The 4,493-nt window shown below is 72.1% G+C and carries 4 protein-coding genes; all 4 read left to right on the top strand.

Going from position 1 to position 4,493, the window contains the following annotated elements; translation table 11 throughout:
* Positions 1–248 precede the first annotated feature (248 nt).
* Genes ACXJKL_RS15380 through ACXJKL_RS15365 form a run of 4 tightly spaced genes read left to right on the top strand, consistent with a single transcriptional unit; the run spans position 249 to position 4,435 of the window.
* The gene (locus tag ACXJKL_RS15380; RefSeq protein ID WP_457207909.1) at positions 249–674 is read left to right on the top strand and encodes a cyclic nucleotide-binding domain-containing protein; all 426 of its coding nucleotides are present in this window, start codon (positions 249–251) and stop codon (positions 672–674) included.
* A gap of 16 nt (positions 675–690) precedes the next feature.
* On the top strand, positions 691–2,931 hold the full coding sequence (locus ACXJKL_RS15375; RefSeq protein ID WP_457207908.1) for an ATP-binding protein: 2,241 nt from the start codon (positions 691–693) through the stop codon (positions 2,929–2,931).
* A complete protein-coding gene (locus ACXJKL_RS15370) occupies positions 2,931–3,308 on the top strand; it encodes a response regulator (RefSeq protein WP_457207907.1) in 378 nt (125 codons plus the stop codon). Before ACXJKL_RS15375 ends, ACXJKL_RS15370 begins: the two co-directional genes overlap by 1 nt.
* Positions 3,305–4,435: an adenylate/guanylate cyclase domain-containing protein gene (locus tag ACXJKL_RS15365; RefSeq protein ID WP_457207906.1), complete on the top strand. Its 1,131-nt coding sequence runs from the start codon at positions 3,305–3,307 to the stop codon at positions 4,433–4,435. Before ACXJKL_RS15370 ends, ACXJKL_RS15365 begins: the two co-directional genes overlap by 4 nt.
* The last annotated feature ends 58 nt before the right edge of the window (positions 4,436–4,493 follow it).

Genomic DNA, 4,493 nt, shown 5'->3' with positions numbered 1-4,493 from the left:
TCCCCGGCTCTGACCTGCTGACCGGGGAGGCCAAGGTCGGGATCCTCGTCGCCTCGCTCGTCGCGGCCGTGGTGGGCACGGTGCTGCTGCTGCTCACGACGCGGGCCGCGGTGTCTGACTCCGAACCGACCGAGGCTGGTGGTCAGCGGCCATGAGGGCCATTGACCGAGACGGATGTACCCAGACTTGGGTACGCACGGGGTCTCGGGGCGTCCTATGGTGAACGGGGAGCGGCGCGAGGAGCAGCCATGGTCAGGGATCGGGAGCGCGAGGCCGTGATCGCGGACGTGGACCTGTTCCGTGACCTCTCCAAGGCACAGCTGAGGCGACTGGCACACGCGTCGCGTGAGGTGTCGCACCTGCCCGGCAAGGCGGTGGCGACCGAGGGGCAGGGGGCCCTGGCGTTCCACTACATCCTCGAGGGCGAGGTCGCGGTCAGCAAGGACGACCGGGTGCTGCGCACCCTGGGACCCGGCGACTACTTCGGCGAGATCAGCATGATCGACGGCCTGCCGCGATCTGCGACCGTGATGGCCCTCCAGCCCCTGCGGGTCCTCGCCATCCCGCACCAGGACTTCGAGCAGGTCGTGGACGAGGACCCGGAGTTCGCCCGCCGCCTGCTCAAGACCCTGTGTGCCCGCCTGCGCGAGGCCGAGGCGAGATCAGCGGGCTAGACCCGGAGGGGGATCCGTGGCACCGCACGCGCACGGCGAGCACGACCCCGCCCGCGAGCTCCGCGACGCGCGTGAGCACCTGGCGGCCACCCGCGAGGTGCTCGCCGCCCTCGGACGYAGCGGCGACGACCCCTCGGCGGTCCTCGACGTGGTCGTGGAGCGCGCGGTGAGTCTGTGCGAGGCCCAGGCCGGCCAGATCTACCTCATCGCGGGGGACGAGTTCCGCCTCGCCCGGGTCCATGGCCCCGACGCGCCCCGGCTGCGCACCTACCTCCTCCAGCACCCGCTCTCCCTGGACCGCACCTCGCTCAGCGGCCGCGTCGCCCTCGACCGGCGCACCCAGCAGCTGCCAGACGTGCTGGCCGACCCGGAGTACCGCCGCCAGGACCTGGCCCGGCTCTTCGGGTTCCGCACCAGCCTGGGCGCCCCCCTGCTCTTCGACGATGACGTGATCGGGACCCTGACGCTGTGGCGCGCCGAGGTCGACCCGTTCGACGACCGGGCGATCGCGCTCCTGGAGTCGTTCGCGACCCAGGCGACCATCGTGCTCCGCCAGGTCGAGCTGACCCGGGCGCTGGCCCGCCGGGGTCGGGAGCTCGCCGCGAAGATCGACCAGCTCGAGACCCTGTCCGAGGTGGGCGACGCCGTCAGCTCGAGCCTCGACCTCGACGAGGTGCTGCAGCGCATCGTCGCCAGCGCCGTCCGTCTCACCGGGACCGACGGCGGCTCGATCATGGAGTACGACGCTGCGACCGACACCTTCCATGTGCGGGCCGCGCACGGCAGCGGTGCCGCGCTGATGATGCGGCTGCGCAACGTGACCATCCACCGCGACTCCTCCCTGGTCGGCCTCGCCGCCGTCGAGCACCGCTCGGTCGCCGTCGCGGACATCGCCGTCGTCCCCCGCGACCCGCACCTCGAGGAGCTGTACCGGGACGGCTGGCGCTCGGTCCTCGCCGTGCCGATGCTCCGCCAGGAGCAGCTCGTGGGGGCGCTCGTGGTGCGGCGCCGGACGCCGGGTGACTTCGAGGACGACGTCAGCACCCTGCTCCAGTCGCTGGCCAACCAGTCGGCCCTGGCGATCGTCAACGCCCGCGTCCACCGCGAGCTCGGCACCAGCCGGCGCGAGCTGGAGGTGGYGGGACGGCACAAGTCGGAGTTCCTCGCCAGCATGTCGCACGAGCTGCGGACGCCCCTCAACGCGGTGATCGGCTTTTCCGACGTGCTGCTGGGCGGGATGTTCGGCGAGCTCAACGAGCGCCAGGAGGAGTACCTCGGCGACATCCTCAGCTCGGGTCGTCACCTGCTCGAGCTCCTCAACGAGATCCTGGACCTGTCCAAGATCGAGGCCGGGGAGATGCGACTGGACTCCACCGTCTTCTCCGTCGCCACGGCGCTGGAGTACGCCGTGTCGGTCGTCCGTGACCGGGCCCTGGCCCACGACATCGAGCTCACGCTGGACGTGGCCGACGACCTCGACCTGGTCGAGTCCGACGAGCTCCGCTTCAAGCAGGTCGTCGTCAACCTCCTCGGCAACGCGGTCAAGTTCACGCCTCCGGGAGGCTCGGTGCGCGTGCGGGCCCGACTGGCGCAGGGGGACCTCGTGGTCACCGTGTCGGACAGCGGGATCGGCATCGCCCCCGAGGACCAGGAGCGGATCTTCGAGTCGTTCCAGCAAGGGCGTCGGACCACGTCGAAGGAGGAGGGCACCGGCCTCGGCCTCACCCTGTGCCGACGCATCGTCGAGCTGTTCGGCGGCGAGATCACGGTGTCGTCCGAGGTGGGGCGCGGCAGCACCTTCGAGGTGAGCATCCCCATCACGTCCTACCGGCCGGTGGCGCCGGGGCCGTTCGTGCCGCGGACCGGGGGAGCGGTCCTGCTGGTGGACGACGACCGAGCATCCCTGGAGCTGATGGCCGCGCACCTGGAGGGTGTCGCACCCCACCTGCTCCGGGCCCACGACGGCCTGATGGCCCTCGAGCTGGCCCGGACCGCCGCGCCGTCCGCGGTGGTCCTCGACATCCTGCTGCCAGGCCTCGACGGGTGGCAGGTCCTCGCCCGGCTGCGCGAGGACCCCCTCACCGCCGGCATCCCCGTCATCGTGGCGTCCGTGGTCGACGACCGGGTCCGGGGCTCGGAGCTGGGGGCGGCGGCGTACCTCGTCAAGCCGCTCGGGCGCGACGAGCTCATCGCCGCGTTGCGTGCGGTCGGGGCGCTCCCCGCGCAGTCGTCACCTCCGCGGGCGGAGGAAGCCTGATGGGCGCCGCGACCGTGCTGGTCGTCGAGGACAACCGGTTGAACATGAAGCTCGTGCGCGACGTGCTCCGGTTCGCGGGGTACGACGTCGTGGAGGCGGTGACCGGCGAGGAGGGTGTGGAGCTGGCCCTCGCGGTGCGCCCCGACCTGGTGCTCATGGACCTCCAGCTGCCGGGGATCGACGGCTCGGAGGCCCTGCGCCGCATCCGCCGGTCCGGGCCGGAGGCGGTGATGCCCGTCGTCGCCGTGACCGCGTCGGCGATGCCCGCCGACCGCGAGGCCGCCACCGCGGCGGGATTCGACGGCTTCCTGGAGAAGCCCATCAACGCCCGGGCCCTGCCCGCGCTGGTGGCGTCCTTCCTGGGGGAGCAGCCATGACCGGACCCCTCACGATCCTCGCGGTGGACGACGAGCCGGTGAACCTGCGGCTGCTCGAGGCCGTGCTGGTGCCGGAGGGTCACCGGCTCCTGCGGGCCACGTCGGGACGGGAGTGCCTCGAGGTGCTCGCGCACCACGACGTGGACCTGGTGCTCCTCGACGTGGTGATGCCCGACCAGGACGGGTTCGAGGTGTGTCGCCGCATCCGGTCCACCGAGCGGACGGCGTACCTGCCCGTGGTCATGCTGACGGCGAGCGACGCCCAGCAGCGGATCGAGGCCCTCGAGGCCGGAGCGGACGACTTCGTGCGCAAGCCCTTCGACCGCAGCGAGCTGCTGGCCCGGGTCGCCTCGCTCGCGCGCGTCAAGCGCTACCAGGACACCATCAGCGCGCAGCGCGCGGAGCTCGCCAGCCTGAACCGGRACCTGGAGGAGCGGGTCGCCCACCAGGTGCAGGAGCTGGAGCGGATGAGCCGGCTGCGGCGCTTCCTCTCACCCCAGCTCGCGGAGGTGGTGATGGGTGACGAGGGTCTGCTCGCCAGCCACCGCCGTGAGGTGGTCGTCGTCTTCTTCGACCTCCGCAACTTCACGACCTTCGCCGAGACCAGCGAGCCGGAGGAGGTGATGGACCTGCTGCGCGACTACCACCGGTTGCTGGGCGACATCATCGACGCCCACGACGGCACGCTCGAGCGGTTCACGGGGGACGGGGTGATGGTCTTCTTCAACGACCCGTTCCCCTGCCCCGATCCCGCCGACCGGGCCGTGCGGATGGCGCTGGAGATCACCGACGCCGTACGCCGGCACGCGGTCCGCTGGCACCGGCTCGGGTTCGACCTGGCCCTGGGGACGGGGATCGCGCAGGGCTACGCCTCGCTCGGGCGCATCGGCTACGAGGGTCGCTACGACTACGCCGCCATCGGCAGCGTCACCAACCAGGCCGCCCGGCTCTGTGCCGAGGCCGAGCCGTGGCAGGTCCTGGTCCCCGAGCGCCTGGTCGCGAACTGCGAGGGACGCCTCCGGACCACCCCGATCGGCGTACGGCGGMTGAAGGGCTTCAGCCGCCCGGTCGAGGTGCACGACGTGCAGGCGTTCGGCCCGGCGGTGGGCGCGGACGACGGCGTCTGACCGGGGTGGCCGAGCGTCTGATCTGGGGCGGCGACAGCCCCTGACCGGGGGTAGTCCG

This window comes from Nocardioides sp. P5_C9_2, from assembly GCF_054049555.1.
Note: the sequence above shows the minus strand (reverse complement) of the source record. Positions and strands in the feature narration are given on the sequence as shown.

Excerpts from the sequence above, each read along its gene's own strand:
- ACXJKL_RS15380 (WP_457207909.1), top strand. The coding sequence starts at position 249 with ATGGTCAGGGATCGGGAGCGCGAGGCCGTGATCGCGGACGTGGACCTG.
- ACXJKL_RS15370 (WP_457207907.1), top strand. The coding sequence starts at position 2,931 with ATGGGCGCCGCGACCGTGCTGGTCGTCGAGGACAACCGGTTGAACATG.